Source organism: Pseudomonas sp. P4_C3 (genome assembly GCF_056402075.1).
The window spans coordinates 1-16,306 of the sequence record NZ_JBFUIC010000039.1 but is presented as its reverse complement, the minus strand read 5'-3'; the positions used below and the strand labels follow the sequence as shown (position 1 = coordinate 16,306).

General features: G+C 60.2%; 14 protein-coding genes and 1 pseudogene. 13 read left to right on the top strand and 2 right to left on the bottom strand.

Going from position 1 to position 16,306, the window contains the following annotated elements; genetic code table 11:
• Positions 1 to 3: 3 nt before the first annotated feature.
• On the bottom strand, positions 4 to 942 hold the full coding sequence (locus AC1DVH_RS09940; RefSeq protein WP_477753655.1) for a site-specific integrase: 939 nt from the start codon (positions 940 to 942) through the stop codon (positions 4 to 6).
• Positions 943 to 1,334: 392 nt separating this feature from the next.
• On the opposite strand from AC1DVH_RS09940, the gene arnB reads away from it, so the two are divergent.
• From arnB to AC1DVH_RS09875, 13 genes and pseudogenes are all read left to right on the top strand, one after another.
• Entirely contained in the window at positions 1,335 to 2,483 is a 1,149-nt protein-coding gene (gene arnB, locus AC1DVH_RS09935; RefSeq protein ID WP_477753654.1) for a UDP-4-amino-4-deoxy-L-arabinose aminotransferase, read from the top strand.
• Positions 2,480 to 3,499, top strand: a complete 1,020-nt coding sequence (gene arnC / locus AC1DVH_RS09930; RefSeq protein ID WP_477753653.1) for an undecaprenyl-phosphate 4-deoxy-4-formamido-L-arabinose transferase — start codon at positions 2,480 to 2,482, stop codon at positions 3,497 to 3,499. Before arnB ends, arnC begins: the two co-directional genes overlap by 4 nt.
• A complete protein-coding gene (arnA, locus tag AC1DVH_RS09925) occupies positions 3,496 to 5,487 on the top strand; it encodes a bifunctional UDP-4-amino-4-deoxy-L-arabinose formyltransferase/UDP-glucuronic acid oxidase ArnA (RefSeq protein ID WP_477753652.1) in 1,992 nt (663 codons plus the stop codon). Before arnC ends, arnA begins: the two co-directional genes overlap by 4 nt.
• Entirely contained in the window at positions 5,487 to 6,371 is an 885-nt protein-coding gene (gene arnD, locus AC1DVH_RS09920; protein WP_477753651.1) for a 4-deoxy-4-formamido-L-arabinose-phosphoundecaprenol deformylase, read from the top strand. The genes arnA and arnD overlap by 1 nt, the downstream gene beginning before the upstream one ends.
• Positions 6,368 to 8,017 (top strand): lipid IV(A) 4-amino-4-deoxy-L-arabinosyltransferase, encoded by a 1,650-nt coding sequence (arnT, locus tag AC1DVH_RS09915; RefSeq protein WP_477753650.1) that lies wholly within the window; start codon positions 6,368 to 6,370, stop codon positions 8,015 to 8,017. Before arnD ends, arnT begins: the two co-directional genes overlap by 4 nt.
• Entirely contained in the window at positions 8,014 to 8,358 is a 345-nt protein-coding gene (gene arnE, locus AC1DVH_RS09910) for a 4-amino-4-deoxy-L-arabinose-phosphoundecaprenol flippase subunit ArnE (protein WP_477753649.1), read from the top strand. The genes arnT and arnE overlap by 4 nt, the downstream gene beginning before the upstream one ends.
• Positions 8,355 to 8,756: a 4-amino-4-deoxy-L-arabinose-phosphoundecaprenol flippase subunit ArnF gene (gene arnF, locus AC1DVH_RS09905; RefSeq protein WP_477753648.1), complete on the top strand. Its 402-nt coding sequence runs from the start codon at positions 8,355 to 8,357 to the stop codon at positions 8,754 to 8,756. The genes arnE and arnF overlap by 4 nt, the downstream gene beginning before the upstream one ends.
• Positions 8,753 to 10,132: a UDP-glucose dehydrogenase family protein gene (locus AC1DVH_RS09900; protein ID WP_477753647.1), complete on the top strand. Its 1,380-nt coding sequence runs from the start codon at positions 8,753 to 8,755 to the stop codon at positions 10,130 to 10,132. Before arnF ends, AC1DVH_RS09900 begins: the two co-directional genes overlap by 4 nt.
• A gap of 5 nt (positions 10,133 to 10,137) precedes the next feature.
• The gene (locus AC1DVH_RS09895) at positions 10,138 to 11,721 is read left to right on the top strand and encodes an ArnT family glycosyltransferase (RefSeq protein ID WP_477753646.1); all 1,584 of its coding nucleotides are present in this window, start codon (positions 10,138 to 10,140) and stop codon (positions 11,719 to 11,721) included.
• 92 nt (positions 11,722 to 11,813) lie between these two features.
• Positions 11,814 to 12,992 carry an MFS transporter gene (locus tag AC1DVH_RS09890; protein WP_477753669.1) on the top strand — a complete coding sequence of 393 codons (1,179 nt, stop codon included), beginning with the start codon at positions 11,814 to 11,816 and terminating at the stop codon, positions 12,990 to 12,992.
• A 162-nt stretch (positions 12,993 to 13,154) separates the two neighbouring features.
• The gene (locus tag AC1DVH_RS09885; RefSeq protein WP_477753645.1) at positions 13,155 to 13,862 is read left to right on the top strand and encodes an HPP family protein; all 708 of its coding nucleotides are present in this window, start codon (positions 13,155 to 13,157) and stop codon (positions 13,860 to 13,862) included.
• Positions 13,863 to 13,960: 98 nt separating this feature from the next.
• A pseudogene (locus AC1DVH_RS09880) lies at positions 13,961 to 14,633 on the top strand (solute carrier family 23 protein).
• A gap of 57 nt (positions 14,634 to 14,690) precedes the next feature.
• A complete protein-coding gene (locus AC1DVH_RS09875) occupies positions 14,691 to 15,161 on the top strand; it encodes an LEA/WHy family protein (RefSeq protein ID WP_477753644.1) in 471 nt (156 codons plus the stop codon).
• A gap of 35 nt (positions 15,162 to 15,196) precedes the next feature.
• Here the strand turns inward: AC1DVH_RS09875 and AC1DVH_RS09870 are convergent, their stop codons facing one another.
• Positions 15,197 to 16,213, bottom strand: a complete 1,017-nt coding sequence (locus AC1DVH_RS09870) for an AraC family transcriptional regulator (protein WP_477753668.1) — start codon at positions 16,211 to 16,213, stop codon at positions 15,197 to 15,199.
• Positions 16,214 to 16,306 lie beyond the last annotated feature (93 nt).

Here is a 16,306-nt window from a genome sequence, read left to right as displayed (position 1 = left end):
CGCTCACAGATCGAATCGATCCACTGCCCGACGCCGCTCGTTGTCATCGCGCACATCGTAGTTGGCTGTGGTCTGGATGTTGCTGTGGTGCGCCAGCTTCTGCGCAATCGACAAGTCATGCTCTTCGATCACCCGGGTTATGAATGAACGCCGGAAGTCGTGGGGCATGATTTTCACCCCGACCTGCGCGCCCCGCTGCCGGGCGATGTAGTAAATCGCGTGCTTGGTGATGCGCTCACGGGTGATATGGCTGCCCCGGCGGATGCGGTTGAACAGGAACGGGTCGTCCGGCTCGCCGTCCTTGAGCAGCGAACGGCGCAGCTCAAGCCAGGCTTCAAGCTTGGCGAAGGCCCAGGCCGGGGCGTACTTGATCAACTGTTTGTTGCCCTTGGCCGTCACCCGCAGGCTGCGCTCGGTGAAATCGACCTGGTTCAGCTCCAGGTTCACCGATTCGGATTTGCGCATCCCCGAACCGTACAGAATCCCGATGATTGCTGCATCCCGCAGGCCTTGCGGCCGCGGATCGGCGGCGCAGACCGCCATCAATTCCTGAATCAGCGTGCGCCTGAGATTGCGCCCCTGGGACAGCCGTGTCCCGGCCATGCCCTTCACCGTACGCATCTTCAACAGATGGTCCTGAGAGATCAGGCTCATGCGCCACGCTTCGTTCATCACCCCGCGCACCGCGTTGACATACAGCGAGGAGGTGTTCGGCGCATAACCATCCGAACGCAAAGTGGCCACCAGGGCGATCACATCCTCGGGCTGCAAGTTGTGCCAGGGTATCTCCTCGATATCCTGGTCTTCGAAGCCCAGGCGGTCGGCGGCATCTTGCAGCACATAACGCATGGTCAGTTGGCTGGATGGCGCCAGTCGCGCCAGATACAGGGTCAGCGGATTGGTGAGGGGTGAGCGTGAGTCAGTAACAGGTAAGTCAATCAAACGAAACGGCCTTGAATGTAAACAGTTCAATGAAACAACTAAGAAGTGAAATAACGATGATATAAAAGACAATACACTTGTAGGACTTTTCCTAAAAACGCGGTAAACGGAAGAAGTCTGAACAGCGGCTTAATAGCCTTCAGATAAAACGATTCCCCAACCGTTTTTTCATGTTCCTTTCACAAAATCGGGCATAACCTTCTGTAAAGTCGGCGCAACCCAAATGGACGTCCAACCTGCCGGCCATGGCGAAAAAAGTCAACCGACGCGGTTTTTCACCTCCACACCAGTAACTAGTTGATTTGATGCAGATTCTGATTTAGCGTCTATGCTGATTTTTGGATCCCTTTTAGCCTCAAAGGCTATTTACGTTTTCAGCCCCTGAGGTGCCCATGAGTCAGGCGTTTCTCCCTTTCTCCCGTCCCAGCATCGGCGACGAAGAAATCGCGGCCGTAGAGCAAGTATTACGCTCCGGGTGGATCACTACCGGACCGAAGAACCAGGCACTGGAAGAACACTTCGCCAACTACGTCGGTTGCCGACATGCCGTGGCACTTTCCTCGGCCACCGGCGGGATGCATATCACCCTGCTGGCATTGGGCATCGGTCCCGGCGATGAAGTCATTACGCCCTCGCAAACCTGGGTTTCCACCGCCAACATGATCACCCTGCTGGGTGCCACGCCGGTGTTCGTCGACATCGACCGCGACACGCTGATGACCGACGTGGCCACTATCGAAGCTGCGATCACTTCGCGCACCAAAGCCATTATCCCGGTGCATTACGCCGGTGCGGCATTCGACCTCGATCCGCTCTACGCCCTGGCCGACAAACACGGCATTGCCGTGATCGAAGACGCCGCCCACGCGGCAGGCACTTTCTATAAAGGTCGCCACGTCGGTTCCAAAGGCACGGCGATCTTCTCGTTCCACGCGATCAAGAACATGACCTGCGCCGAAGGCGCCATGTTCGTCAGCGACGATGAAGCCCTGGCCTCGCGGGTACGCATGCTCAAGTTTCACGGGCTGGGGGTTGATGCCTACGACCGCCTGACCCACGGCCGAAAGCCCCAGGCCCAGGTGGTCGAACCCGGCTTCAAGTACAACCTGGCCGACATCAACGCGGCCATCGCGCTGGTGCAACTGGAACGCCTGGACGAAATCAACGCCAGGCGCACTCAACTGGCCCAGACCTACTTGCAGCGCCTGGAAGGCTTGCCGGTGCAGCCGCTGGCCGTTCCCGCCTATTCGCAAAAACACGCCTGGCACCTGTTCATCCTGCGTATCGATGCCGAGCGCTGCGGGCTCGATCGCGAAGCGTTCATGAAAGCGCTCCAGGAACAGAATGTCGGCACAGGTATTCACTTCATTGCAACGCACCTGCACACTTACTACCGCCAGCGTTACCCCAACCTGTACCTGCCCAACACCGAATGGAATTCGGCGCGGCTGTGTTCGATCCCGTTGTTCCCCGACATGACCACCGATGATGTCGAGCGCGTCGTCGGTGCCATCGAAAACTGTATGGACAGAAGCCTTTGAGACCTTACCCAATCAACTTCGTTTCGATCGTCATTCCGGTCTACAACGAACAGGAAAGCCTGCCTGAGTTGCTCCGGCGCACTGAAGCGGCTTGCCAGCAGTTGCACCAGGCCTATGAAATCGTGCTGGTCGACGACGGTAGCCGTGATGACTCCGCGCAGATCCTGGAAGACGCCGCCTCCCGCGAAGGCAGCCCGGTGGTGGCGGTGATCCTCAACCGCAACTACGGCCAGCACGCGGCGATCATGGCCGGTTTCGAACAGTGCAAGGGCGATGTCGTCATCACCCTCGATGCCGACCTGCAAAACCCGCCCGAAGAAATCCCGCGGCTGGTGGCCCAGGCCGAACTTGGCTATGACGTCGTCGCGACTGTACGCAACAACCGCCAGGACTCGGCCTTGCGCCGCTGGCCRTCGAAGCTGATCAACCTCGCCGTGCARCGYTCCACCGGCGTGGCCATGAGCGAYTACGGCTGCATGCTSCGCGCYTACCGACGCACCATCGTCGACGCCATGCTCGCCTGCCGTGAACGCAGCACCTTCATTCCGATCCTGGCCAACAGCTTTGCCCGCCACACCACGGAAATCCCCGTGACCCACGCCGAGCGTGAACACGGCGATTCCAAGTACAGCCCCATGCGCCTGATCAACCTGATGTTCGACCTGGTCACCTGCATGACCACCACGCCGCTGCGACTGCTGAGCATCGTCGGCGTCGGCATGGCGGCCCTGGGTGTTCTATTCGCCATTGCGCTGATCCTGTTGCGTCTGGTGTTCGGTTCCGGCTGGGCCGGTGGCGGTACCTTCGTACTGTTCGCCGTGCTGTTCGTCTTCACCGGTGGTCAATTCATCGGCATGGGCCTGTTGGGTGAATACCTGGGCCGCATGTACAGCGACGTACGCGCACGTCCGCGCTTCTTCATTGAAAAGGTGCTGCGTAGCCAGCCCGCCCCCCCCTCTTCCGTTGTTACCGTCGACGGCCTTACTTCCACTTCTTCAGATCAGGTTCCTTCATGAGTGCAAAAGCTGTTGTCTTCGCCTATCACGATATTGGCTGCGCCGGCATCGAATCCCTGCTCTCCACAGGTTTTGAGATCGCTGCGGTGTTCACCCACGCCGACGATCCGAAGGAGAATGCGTTCTACGGTTCCGTCGCACAGTTGTGCGCCCGCCACGGCATTGCCGTGCATGCACCGGAAGATGCCAACCACCCGTTGTGGATCGAGCGTATCGCCAAACTCGATCCCGACTACATTTTCTCCTTCTACTACCGCAACCTGCTGAGCGAACCGCTGTTGGCCACTGCGCGCAAAGGCGCGTTCAACCTGCACGGTTCCCTGTTGCCACGCTATCGTGGTCGCGCACCGGCCAACTGGGTACTGGTCAACGGCGAAACGGAAACCGGCGTGACCCTGCACCGCATGGTCAAGCGCGCCGATGCGGGCGCCATCGTGGCCCAGCAAAAGGTCGCCATCGAGCGCAGCGACACCGCGCTGAGCCTGCACGGCAAGTTGCGCACCGCCGCCGCTGAACTGCTGCGCGACACCCTGCCGGCGCTGCTGCAAGGCAAGGTCAGCGAAACACCGCAAGACGAATCCAAAGCCACGGTGTTCGGCCGTCGCACTCCGGCTGACGGCAAACTGGTCTGGGCCAAGCCGGCCGAAGAACTGTTCAACCTCGTGCGCGCCGTGACCCAGCCATACCCCGGTGCCTTCTGCGCGGTAGGCGAGCACAAGCTGATTGTCTGGAGCGCTGAAGTCGCCAAGGGCAACGAAGGCCTGGCGCCAGGCCGCGTCATCAGCGTCGACCCGCTGCGCATCGCCTGCGGTCAAGATTCGCTGATCATCAACGCCGGCCAGCGCAACGACAACGGTCTGTACCTGAGCGGTCCGCAACTGGCCAACGAACTGGGCCTGGTGGACGGTTCCGTGCTGCGCGGTGCCGAATCCGGCCGTGCCCCACGTCGCACCCGCGTGCTGATCCTCGGCGTCAACGGCTTCATCGGCAACCACTTGTCCGAGCGCCTGTTGCGTGACGACCGCTACGAGGTCTACGGCCTGGACATCGGTTCGGACGCCATCGAGCGCCTGCGCAGCCACCCGAACTTCCACTTCGTCGAAGGCGACATCAGCATCCACTCCGAATGGATCGAGTACCACATCAAGAAGTGCGACGTCGTACTGCCGCTGGTGGCCATCGCCACGCCAATCGAATACACCCGTAACCCGCTGCGCGTGTTCGAACTGGACTTCGAAGAAAACCTGAAACTGGTTCGCTACTGCGTCAAGTACAATAAGCGCGTGATCTTCCCGTCGACCTCGGAAGTCTATGGCATGTGCCAGGACAACAACTTCGACGAAGACAACTCCAACCTGGTGGTCGGCCCGATCAACAAGCAGCGCTGGATCTACTCGGTCTCCAAGCAACTGCTGGACCGCGTGATCTGGGCCTATGGCCAGAAGGGTCTGAATTTCACCCTGTTCCGTCCGTTCAACTGGATGGGTCCACGCCTGGACCGTCTGGATTCGGCCCGAATCGGCAGCTCCCGCGCCATTACCCAGCTGATCCTGAACCTGGTGGAAGGTACGCCGATTCGCCTGTTCGACGGTGGCGAGCAAAAACGCTGCTTCACCGACATCGCCGACGGTGTTGAAGCCCTGGCACGGATCATCGATAACGACAACGATGTCTGCAATGGCCAGATCATCAACATCGGCAACCCGGAAAACGAGGCCAGCATCCGTCAGTTGGGCGAAGAGCTGCTGCGTCAGTTCGAAGCCCACCCGCTGCGCGCCAACTTCCCTCCGTTCGCCGGTTTCCGCGACATCGAAAGCAAGGCGTTCTACGGCACCGGTTACCAGGACGTGTCGCACCGCAAGCCGAGCATCGCCAACGCCAAACGCCTGCTGGACTGGACGCCAACCGTGGAGATGAGTGAAACCATCGGCAACACCCTGGACTTCTTCTTGCGCGAAGCCATGCTCGAAATCGCGGACAAGCGTTGATGCAGGCGGGACTGCGGATCGATGTCGACACCTACCGGGGCACCCGAGAGGGAGTGCCTCGGTTGCTGGAAATCCTTGATGAAGCACAGATCAAGGCGACGTTCTTCTTCAGTGTCGGGCCGGACAACATGGGGCGCCACTTGTGGCGCCTCATCCGTCCACAGTTTCTCTGGAAAATGCTCCGTTCCAACGCAGCCGGCCTGTATGGCTGGGACATTCTGCTGGCCGGCACCGCATGGCCTGGAAAACCGATCGGCCGCGACCTGGGGCACTTGATGCGCCAGGCCCGGGATGCCGGGCATGAGGTTGGCCTGCACGCCTGGGATCACCACGGCTGGCAAGCCAACGCCGGGCGCTGGAGCGACGCACAACTGGTCGAACAGATACGCCGTGGCGTGGACACCCTCAGCGACATTCTCGGGGACAAGATCACCTGCTCGGCGTCCGCCGGCTGGCGTGCCGACGAGCGTGTGATCGAAGCCAAGCAGGGCTTCGGCTTTCGCTATAACAGCGATTGTCGCGGCCTGAGCCTGTTCCAGCCACGATTGGCCGATGGTCGCCTGGGCGCACCGCAAATTCCGGTGGACCTGCCGACCTTCGACGAAGTGGTCGGGCCGACCGTCGCCGCCAAGGACTTCAACAGGTTCATCCTGGACCGGTTCACGCCGGAAAAACTCAATGTCTACACGATCCATGCCGAGGTAGAAGGGATTCTGATGGCTAATGATTTCCGTCAACTGCTGAGCGATGCACATCAGCGGGACATCCGTTTTCAACCCTTGGGCGACTTGCTGCCCCAGGCCCCTGACAGTTTGCCGATCGGCCGCGTGGTACGCGGTGCGCTCGAAGGTCGCGAAGGCTGGCTGGGAGTGCAAGGCGCATGAGCAAACGCTGGGCTTTGCCGTTACTGCTGGCCATGGTGGCGCTGGCATACCTGCTGCCATTGGGCAGCCATGGTTTATGGATTCCTGACGAAACCCGCTACGCCCAGATCAGCCAAGGCATGCTCCTGAGCGGCAACTGGGTGTCGCCACACTTCATGGACGTGCGCTATTTCGAAAAACCCGCGGCCGGCTACTGGATGATTGCCATCGGTCAGGCGCTGTTCGGCCAGAACCTCTTCGGAGTGCGCTTCGCTTCGGCACTGAGCACCGGTTTGAGCGTGCTGCTGTGCTACCTGGTCGCCCGCCGGATGTGGAACGAACCGCGCAAGAGTTTCGCCTGCGCGCTGCTGTACATGAGCTTCACGGTCATTGCCGCTTCGGCGGGGTATGCCAACCTCGATCCGCAATTCACCTTCTGGGTCAATCTGAGCCTGGTCGCGTTGTGGTTTGCCCTGGACAGCGTCACCCGCGGTCAACGCCTGATCGCGTGGGCGGTGCTGGGCCTTGCCTGCGGCATGGGCTTCATGACCAAGGGTTTCCTGGCCTGGCTACTGCCGGTGCTGATTGCGCTGCCCTGGATGATCTGGCAAAAACGCTGGCGTGAACTGCTGGTCTACGGCCCGGTGGCGGTCGTGGTCGCCATCGCCGTCAGCCTGCCATGGGCGCTGGCAGTGCACGCCCAGGAGTCTGACTACTGGCGGTTTTTCTTCTGGCACGAACACATCCGCCGTTTTGCCGGGGACGATGCCCAGCATAACGCGCCATGGTGGTATTACCTGCCGTTGCTGGTCGCTTTCAGCATGCCGTGGGTTGCATTGCTGCCGCCCGCGCTGAAGCAAGCCTGGCAGACCCGACGCCAGTCCAATATCGGGTTCCTGCTGCTGTGGCTATGGATGCCGTTGTTCTTCTTCAGTCTGAGCAAAGGCAAGTTGCCGGCCTACATCCTGCCGTGCCTGTTGCCCCTGGCATTGTTGCTCGGCCATGCACTGGCTGACCGATTGAAGCTGGAGCAAGGTCGCGTCCTGGGCATCAACGGCCTGCTGAACCTGGTGGTAGGTGTGGTCACCCTGCTGGCCCTGGTTTATCTGCAACTGAAAAAGCCGATTTACGATCATGAACTGCACAACCTGGTGTTGGTGTTCATCGGCTTGATCGGCTGGATCATGGCCAACCTGCTGCAGGCCTTCCGCCCGTTGCAGTGCTGGGCAGCCCCGGCTTTTGGCAGCCTGCTGCTCATCGGTTTATTGCCTGCCGGACTGCCCAATTCCGTAGTCGCCAACAAAACGCCTGACCAGTTCATCCTCGATCACGCCCAGGAGCTTGGCCAGAGTGCCAAATTGTTGAGCAACGATCTGGGTGCCGCGTCGGCATTGTCCTGGCGGGTGAAACGGCCGGAAGTGGCTTTTTTCAACACGATAGGCGAATTGAAATATGGCCTTGCCTATCCTGATTCGCTCAAGCAGCGCGTCAACCCTGACCAGGTGCAACAGTGGATGCACGACGCTCGCCAACTAGGCTCGGTCGGTGTGGTCATGCGGGTCAAGGGCGAAGAAGAGCTGCGCGAACTTGATCAATTGCCCAAAGAGGGCAAACGGTATGAACAAGGCAACCTGGTTATTTTGATTATCCCTCAGGCGACGCTATGAGCCTGCTATTGCTACTGGTCGCCTGCCTGCTGACCTGCCTGGGCCAGATTGCCCAGAAATATGCGGTAGAAAGCTGGCGCGGCAAACCTTCCGGGTGGATGGAGAAACTGCGCTCACCCTGGCTTTGGCTGGCCCTGGCCTCTTTGGGACTGGGCCTGCTGGTGTGGCTGCTGGTGCTGCAACGCCTGGAAGTCGGGATTGCCTACCCGATGCTGAGCCTGAACTTCGTGCTGATCACCCTGGTCGCGCGTTTCGTGTTCCACGAAACCATCGACCGCCGCCACTGGCTGGGTGTGGCGCTGGTGATCGGCGGCGTTGCACTGCTGGGGCAACACGCATGAACCTGAGTCGCGGTATCACCTTCGCACTGGGCAGTGTGTTGCTGGTCAGCGCCGCTCAACTGGGCATGCGCTGGAGCATGAGTCATCTGCCACAACCCGAACACTGGCTCAGCGCCCACATCGACCTGACACCCGTTGCCGTGGTGCTCGTAGCCATCTTCGCCTATGCCTTGTCGATGCTCTGCTGGCTCGCCGCCCTGCGGGACCTGCCCCTGGGCCGGGCCTACTCGTTGCTGAGCATCAGCTACGCGCTGGTGTACCTGCTGGCCGCCAGCCTGCCGCTGTTCAACGAATCATTCAGCCTTACAAAAAGCCTTGGCGTGGCATTGGTCATCCTCGGCGTCATTACCATCAATTCTCGACCTGCTCGTGCGCCCGAATTAAGGAGTGCCCCATGAAAATCAGTGTGTTTGGTAGCGGTTATGTTGGCCTGGTGCAGGCAGCGGTATTGGCGGAAGTCGGCCACGACGTAGTCTGCATGGACGTTGACCAGAAAAAAGTCGAACTGCTCAAGCAGGGCCACGTGAGTATTTTCGAACCCGGGCTGGCCAGCCTGGTACGCGAAGGCCTTGACGCCAAACGGTTGCAGTTCACCAGCGATGAAAAGTTCGCGGTTCAGCACGGACAGGTGCTGTTCATCGCGGTCGGTACTCCATCCCGGGACGATGGCTCGGCGGACTTGCGCTACGTGATGTCGGTGGGCGAAGCGGTAGCACGGCATCGCGAACAGCCGGCGATCCTGGTGGAGAAATCCACCGTTCCGGTCGGCACCGGAGACGCCTTGCGTGCCCACATCGACAAATGCCTGCTCAATGCCGGGCGTGAATTGCAGTTCGATATCGTGTCCAACCCGGAGTTTTTGAAAGAAGGTTCGGCCGTGGCCGACTGCCGCCGCCCGGACCGTATCGTCGTCGGCTGTGAACGCGACGAAGTGCGTGACGTGATGCGTGACCTGTACTCGCCCTTCAACCGCAACCATGAGCGCATCATGTTCATGGACCTGCGCAGTGCCGAACTGACCAAGTACGCCGCCAACTGCATGCTAGCGACCAAGATCAGCTTCATCAACCAGATCGCCGAACTGGCCGAACACCTGGGTGCCGACATCGAATCGGTACGCCTGGGCATCGGCGCCGACTCGCGAATCGGCTACCACTTCATCTACCCCGGTTGCGGCTACGGCGGCTCTTGCTTCCCCAAGGACATGCGCGCCCTGATCCACAGCGCCGAAGAGGCCCATTGCTCCAGCGACCTGCTGCAAGCGGTGGAAGCCATCAACGAGCGGCAGAAACACAAACTGTTCGAACGCATCAATGCGTTCTACAAGGGCGATTTGCGTGGCAAGACCTTTGCCTTGTGGGGCCTGGCGTTCAAGCCAAACACCGACGACATGCGCGATGCACCAAGCCGGGTGTTGCTGGAATCTTTGTGGGCCGCCGGGGCGAATGTCCGTGCGTTCGATCCGGAAGCCATGCAGGAAACCCAGAAGCTGTATCCCGACGAATCGAAACTGATGCTCATGGGTACGCCTGAGTCGGTCTTGTCCGGTGCCGATGCACTGATCATCTGCACCGAATGGCAACAGTTCAAGGCGCCGGACTTCGAGCTGATCCAGCAGCGGCTCAACGCACCGGTGATCTTCGACGGCCGCAACCTGTACGACGCAGACCGTCTGGCACGCATCGGTTTCACCTACTTCCCGATCGGCCGCGGCGAATCGCGCAAATTGCCGATTCCTTACCAGCAATGGTCAACCGAATCAGTGGTCGCCTGAATCTCATGATCCCTCGCATCCGCCAACAGTCCCTCGCGCTGGGTCTGTTGGCGCTGATGTTGTTCTGCGCCGGAATGTATCAGCAGGCGGCCATCGGTTTCGATTCGCGCTTCGTGCTGTTCGCCCAGGAGATGCTGCGCAATGGGCCGTCGTTTTTTCCGACGACCTATGGCCAGCCCTACGCAGACTATTCGGGACTTTCAACGCTATTCATCTGGCTGCTTTCACTGCCGCTCGGCCAGGTCACCAGCCTGACCGCATGGCTGCCGAGCGCCATCGCCGCAGCGGTCATCGTCACCTTGATGTACCGCCTGCTGGCACCCTATTCCACGCGTTGGGCGCTGCTGAGCATCGCCTTGATGCTGTTGACCAACACCTTCATCACGGAAACCCGCGCGGTTTCCCTCGACCTGATGCTGGCGGCTGTCGCGTTCAGCGTGTTCTACCTGGGCTACGCCGCCGATCACTTCGCGGCGCCGCGCCGCCGGGTTCTGATCTTTGCCTTGCTGATGCYGGGCTTCTGGATTCGCGGGCCCATCGGCCTGGTTATTCCTACGGGGATGCTGTGCAGCTATTTCCTGGTCAATCGCCAATGGCGACGGCTGATCGTCTTCGGATTGCTGGCAGCGGTGCTGCTGGCGGTGTGCATCGGTCTGTTGTTGTGGCTGGCGGACGTCAGCGGCGGCCCGGCCTTCTTGCAGGACGTGATTCGCATGCAGTTCATGGGACGCATGGACGGTAGCGAAGGCTCCAACGAGGTGTTGTATTACTTCACCAGTTCGGTAGGCAACTACGCACTGGCTTGGCCACTGGCAGTGCTGGCGCTGGTGGCGATCGCCGCTTCTGGCCGACAACAGTCAGGCCCGGCATTGCGCCTGACGCTGTACTGCGCAGCCGCCGGGCTGATCGTGATGGTCGGCCTTTCTGTCCCGCAGGCGAAAAAGGCCCGTTACCTGCTGCCGATGCTGCCCATGGCGGCGATCATTGCGGCTTATCCGTTTTACGCCTTGCAAGGTCGGCTGTTCGGTTGGCTGCGCGTATTGATGCAGGGCTTATGGCTGCTGATTCCGGGGCTGCTGATCGTGACCTTGCTGGTGATACAGCGAAGATTCCCCGAAGACGTGGCCCATCTCACGTCGTTGTTCATCATTCTCGGCGCGCTGCAAGCGGTCGCCGTCGTAGCGCTCAGGCATCCCCGCTGGCGCGCGCAGACTCTCGCCCTTTGCGCAGTCCTGGCACTGTGGTCGGTATATATCCTGCAGTTCGAGCCGATCCAGCGACAGCTTTACGACACCCGGACCTTCAGCCACGAAGCGTTTGAACTCGTGCAAAAAGACCCCGCACCACTGGTGATGCACGCGATGGGCAAGGATGCCAAAGCCATCAAGTTCATGGTCAACATCAATCAAGGCCTGCAACCGGAGTTCACCGATTCACTCCTGGAACTTGACGCCCTCAAGGGCCCGGCGTGGCTGATGATGGACCTGAACGTTTACAAGACACTGCAAGGCACGGCCATAGGTGCCTTGCCACCCGTGCTGAGCGGGCGTTTCGACAAGAATGATTTCGTGCTGCTGCACCTCCAGTAAACCCCGTAGCAAAGACCGAGTGTCCGACTGCCAGAGTAGTAGCGCTCACGACCGGGCTGATGCCGGCCCGATTGAATAAGGACATTCACGCCGTGACCACCTACTCCCCCCTCATCCGCCGCCTGCTGATCTGCTCTTTGACCATCGTCGTCAGCCGCGCCATTACCAGCCCGCTGCTCACACTGTTCATCAGCGACAAACTTGGCCTCAACCAACAGGACGTTGGCTTGCTGCTCGGAATTGCGGTGTTCGTCGCCACCCTGCTCTCGCTCTACGGCGGCTACATCATCGATCGCTTCGAAAAACGCCGGCTGCTGATTCTCTCGATGGCATCCAGCGCTGTCGGCCTGGTGTTGCTGACCTTTGCTGAAAACCTCTACCTGACCACGATCACCCTGATCGTCACCGAAACCGCCTCATCGCTATTCCTGATCGGTTCGAAAGCGATCCTAAGCGACAACCTGGCGGTGGGTCAGCGCGCCAAGGCGTTTTCCCTGAGCTATACCCTGACCAACATTGGCTACGCCGTCGGGCCGATGCTCGGTGTGCTGATCGCCGGCGCCTTTACGAGTGCACCGTTCCTGGTGGCTGCGGCCATCGCTTTTTTCAGTATTTTCCTGATGACCGGGATCGCGAAGGACCCGGCGCGTTCGTCTGTCCCTGGTCAGGCGCAGAGCTTTCTCAAAACCCTGATCACCCTGAAAAACGACCGCACGCTGATCATGTTCACCGCCGGTTGCCTGCTCAGCACGGTGGTGCACGGGCGATTTACCTTTTACCTGTCGCAGTACCTGCTGGTGACCAGTAATCCCCGGCACACCATGGAAATCATGGCCGCCCTGCTCGCCTGCAACGCCATCAGTGTGATCTTGCTGCAATACCAGATCGGGCGTTTTCTCAAGCGCGAGCAACTGCGTCAGTGGATCGTGGCCGGCACCGGCCTGTTCATCCTCGGGCTGATCGGTTTCAGCCTGGCGGACAGCCTGGTGAGCTGGTGCGTGGCGATGTTTATCTTCACCCTCGGTGAAATCATCATTTACCCGGCCGAGTTTCTCTTCGTCGATACCCTGGCTCCGGAAGAACTGCGCGGCAGCTACTACGGCGCGCAAAACCTGGCTGCGCTCGGCGGTGCGTTGAGCCCGGTGATTTGCGGCGTCATGTTGATGCACACCCCGGCGCCAACGATGTTTTATGCCTTGAGCGCACTCGCTGCCCTGGGTGGTTTGCTGTGCTACATAAGCGGCCGACGGGGCAACTTACAGCAAAATTAATGCACTGAAAGCTCATTTATATGAATTTGTCAGTGGCTGGATTGAACGGCACACTGTGCGCGTTCCTCCCCCAACAGTTGGAACACCTTCAAGGGCTTTCTGGGTTTCCCAGCCAAGCCCTTTTTTTTACCTCGATTTTTCCTTGTCGGAGTTTTTGTCAGAATGCTTGCTCGCTGGTTGCCCGCCGCCATCAATACCCGCCCCACCGAATGGAGCCGCGCCGCCATCGGCATGGCCTTGGGGACACTGATGAGCGTGTGGCTCTGTAGCCAGGTGTTCGGCATTGAGGTGGCCCAGCACCTGATCGGCCCGCTGGGGGCGTCGGCGGTGCTGCTGTTTGCCGTGTCTTCGGGCGCGCTCGCCCAACCCTGGTCGATTCTGGGCGGCTACTTGTGCGCCGGGGTGATCGCCTTGCTGGTGGCCCATGTGTTGGGCCGAACCCTCGGTAGCGCTTGCCTGGCGGCGGGCATGGCGTTGATTCTGATGTGCTGGCTGCGGTGCCTGCATCCACCGGCCGGTGCATTGGCCCTGACCCTGGTGCTGGCCGATCCGGCGACCATTGCCATGGACTGGAGAGCCATTGGACCGGTGATGCTCAGCGCGGCGACGATGCTGCTCTGCGCCCTGGCCTACAACAACCTGACCCGCGTTCGTTACCCCAAGAGTGCCAGCGAGCCGGTGGCCAGGATTCCTGCCGATCACCCGCCGGTCGACCGTCAGGCCATCACCGCCGAAGACCTGAAACTGGCGCTGGCCGACATGGAAGCGTTCTATGATGTCACGCCCGAAGACCTCGAACAGTTGATCCAGGCCAGCCAACTGCACGCCAAACGCCGTAGCGTGGCCGAGGTGTTCGCCCCGCGCCTGTAAGTCGCTGTTTTTGGAGGTTCTTTTGCCGTGGTCGGGCGGTTCTGGCATCCTGCGCCTCCATTTTCTGACCCGGCCCGCCTTCTGGCACGCAAACCACCATGACCGCCTCCGAAAAAGCCCCTGCTCCACGCAACAGCGACCTGATCTACGGCCTCGATGACCGTCCGCACCTGACCGCCACCGTCTTCGCCGCCCTGCAACATGTGCTGGCAAGTTTCGTCGGCATCATCACCCCGACGCTGATCATGGGCTGCGCCCTGGGCCTGCAAAACGAAATTCCTTATCTGATCAGCATGGCGCTGTTCGTCTCCGGCCTGGGCACCTTCGTGCAAGCGCGGCGCTTTGGCCCGGTGGGCTCCGGCCTGTTGTGCCTGCAAGGCACCAGTTTCTCGTTCATCAGTGTGACTCTCAGTGCCGGCTTCATGGTCAAGGCCCGGGGCGGCGGCACCGATGAAATTCTCTCGACCATCTTCGGCGTGTGTTTTTTTGCCGCGTTCATTGATTTCCGTCGGCATGGGCCTGGGCGTGGCCGCCGTGCCGGAAGTCTTGCGTGAACTGCCCAAGGCCCTGCACAACATTTTCGAATCGCCCATCACCGTCGGCGCGCTGTGCGCTATCGTTCTTAATATCTTCCTGCCCGAGGAATTCATCGAACTGGAAGAGGACGAATTCGATCCGGAGGCCTCAGTGCTTCAGGTGATGCAGAACCCCGATGTGACCACCAGGGATGAACCCGCAAAGCCTGCGATGGTCGCACAGTCGAACCACTAGACGGGCTCAAGGGCTGAGCCGCTGGCGGTTCAGCCCTATTCAGATGAGAGCACGTCCATGCGCAGCCTCCACGCGGTCCTGATTTCCCTCCTGCTCTGCCTGAGCGCTTGTTCTTCTCTGCCCAATCGAGACCCATTGAAAATCAACGTCGTGGGCGTCGAGCCCCTGCAAGGCGAGGGCTTGGAAGTGCGCTTTGCCGTGAAAATCCGCGTGCAAAACCCCAATGACACCACCCTCACCTACAGTGGCGTTGCTTTGGATCTGGACATCAACGGCCAACCCTTCGCTTCCGGCGTCACCGATGAGAGGGGCACGATCGGGCGTTTTTCCGACGTCGTCGTGAGCGTACCAGTCAGCGTTTCGGCGTTTTCGATGGTCCGCCAGACCTATGGCATCAGCCAAATGAAAACGCTCAACAACATGCCTTATATCCTGCACGGCAAGCTCTCGGGTGGCCTGTTCAACACCATGCGCTTCGTGGACAGTGGCACGCTCAATCTGCCGGGATCGGCCACTGGCAGCCGTTAACAGCCTGCGAAGAAATGACCGTTGCGCCGCTGAACCTACTCGGTGTCATTGAGAATCAGGCTGCGGTAATGCCCAGGATTCGACCCCGACCACTTGCGAAACGCCTTGTAGAACGAACTCACGTCAGCGAACCCCAGCCGCGTGGCGATCTCGCTGAAGCTGATCGCCGGCTCGGCCAGCCAGACAATCGCCAGCTCCTTGCGCACGCTGTCCTTGAGACCCTGATAGGTTTGCCCTTCTTCGGCCAGTCGGCGGCGCAGGGTTGATGCCGACATGCACAGGCGTTGTGCCAGGACTTCGGTTTCCGGCCAGTGTTCGGCCGGCAGATGGCGTAGATCGTGTTTGATGCGACTGGCCAGGCTCTGCGGATCGCGGTACTTGACCAGAATGTTCGCCGGCGCATGGGCCAGGAATCGCTTGAGTTCTTCAGGGCTGCGCTTGATCGGCAAGTCCAGACAATCGGCGGAGAAAATCATCCGCGTGCGCGGACGGTCGAAACGCAGGTTCTCGGAAAACATCACCTGATAGTCATCGCAGAAATCCGGTTTCGCACAGCGCAGTTCGATGGCCAGGATTGGAATCCGCCGCCCTGCCAGCCAGCACGCAACGCCGTGCACGATCATCCAGTAGGTGAAATAGGTGAAGGCCCGGCGCGGGTCTTTGTCGTCCTCCAGCAGGACGATTTCCGCCAGGCTTTGCTGACGCACCAACTGTGCCGGCAGGTGTTCGAGGATCAATGACAGAAACCCCAGGCCGCTGGACAGTCCCGCCGCCACGTTGGGCTGGTGCATGGCGCTGCGACACAGAAAGGCAAAGCTGCCGGATTTCAGTTTGCGTGGGTCCATGCCAAAAAACTCATCGTCCCCGCGCCGTGCCAGCAGCCGCCACAGGCGCGCATAAGCCGTGGCCGGAACGCGGGCGCCGGTGTTGCCCAACAGCAGCGGGTCGATGCCAACCTTGATCAACACCTCGTCCGTGGCGATTCCCGGCGCGCAGCTTTGCAACAGTGCTTCACGCACCAGTTGGATGGAGATGGTGTCTTTTTCCGACATGGATCGCGGCAAGCCCTGTTCTTGTTCGAGTGGGGGGCATATTAGCTGAAAGCACCCGCCTGGCGCTGATCCCTGTGGGAGCGAGCTTGGTCC

Excerpts from the sequence above, each read along its gene's own strand:
- arnE (WP_477753649.1), top strand. The coding sequence starts at position 8,014 with ATGAGCCTGCTATTGCTACTGGTCGCCTGCCTGCTGACCTGCCTGGGC.
- arnF (WP_477753648.1), top strand. The coding sequence starts at position 8,355 with ATGAACCTGAGTCGCGGTATCACCTTCGCACTGGGCAGTGTGTTGCTG.
- arnD (WP_477753651.1), top strand. The coding sequence starts at position 5,487 with ATGCAGGCGGGACTGCGGATCGATGTCGACACCTACCGGGGCACCCGA.
- arnA (WP_477753652.1), top strand. The coding sequence starts at position 3,496 with ATGAGTGCAAAAGCTGTTGTCTTCGCCTATCACGATATTGGCTGCGCC.
- arnB (WP_477753654.1), top strand. The coding sequence starts at position 1,335 with ATGAGTCAGGCGTTTCTCCCTTTCTCCCGTCCCAGCATCGGCGACGAA.
- AC1DVH_RS09875 (WP_477753644.1), top strand. The coding sequence starts at position 14,691 with ATGCGCAGCCTCCACGCGGTCCTGATTTCCCTCCTGCTCTGCCTGAGC.
- AC1DVH_RS09900 (WP_477753647.1), top strand. The coding sequence starts at position 8,753 with ATGAAAATCAGTGTGTTTGGTAGCGGTTATGTTGGCCTGGTGCAGGCA.
- AC1DVH_RS09870 (WP_477753668.1), bottom strand. The coding sequence starts at position 16,213 with ATGTCGGAAAAAGACACCATCTCCATCCAACTGGTGCGTGAAGCACTG.
- arnT (WP_477753650.1), top strand. The coding sequence starts at position 6,368 with ATGAGCAAACGCTGGGCTTTGCCGTTACTGCTGGCCATGGTGGCGCTG.
- AC1DVH_RS09885 (WP_477753645.1), top strand. The coding sequence starts at position 13,155 with ATGCTTGCTCGCTGGTTGCCCGCCGCCATCAATACCCGCCCCACCGAA.